Origin of the sequence: Rhodovulum viride (assembly GCF_003265965.1) — a bacterium.
GTDB lineage: Bacteria > Pseudomonadota > Alphaproteobacteria > Rhodobacterales > Rhodobacteraceae > Rhodovulum > Rhodovulum kholense.
In genome coordinates, this window is record NZ_MUAV01000176.1 from 1 (window position 1) to 496 (window position 496).

Annotated in this window: 1 protein-coding gene; it reads right to left on the reverse strand. The window is 73.8% G+C overall.

The features are described from left to right. Positions 1–112: 112 nt before the first annotated feature. Positions 113–496, reverse strand: a 384-nt coding sequence (locus BYZ73_RS21710; RefSeq protein ID WP_146746413.1) for a lysozyme, incomplete at its 5' end; no start/stop codon positions are given.

The window sequence follows — 496 nt, forward strand, 5'->3', positions numbered from 1 at the left end:
TCGACCTTCACCCCTTGCACATTCTCGGCCCCGGCCTGGACATTGGCGGCGAGGTTCGGGCCGAGGGGCAGGGGCAGGCCGCCGCAGCCCGCCAGCAGCAGAGCGGCGAGGATCAGTCGAGGCCGGACAGGCATAGCGCGCGTTCCGCGGTGCGGCGGTTGACGAGGCCGGGCACGGTCTGGCCGCCCGCCTTCACCCACAGCATGAGGGCATCGCAGGCGCCGGGCAGATCGCCAGCGAGGGCCCGGCGGGACATGCTCGACCGGCAGAAGGCGCCGGAGCCGATATTGTAGGCGGCCGAGACGAAGGCCGCGCGGGTCTCGATGGGCAGCTCGGGCGGCAGACAGGGGCGGATCTCGGCCTCGAACTGCGCGGCGCGGCGGGCGAGCTGGGACCGGCAGGCCTCCGGCGTCGCGGTCTGGCCGGGCCCGACGCCCAGGGTCTCGCCGTAGCAGATCGTCCAGACGCCGACGATGTCGCGATAGGAGGCGGTGCG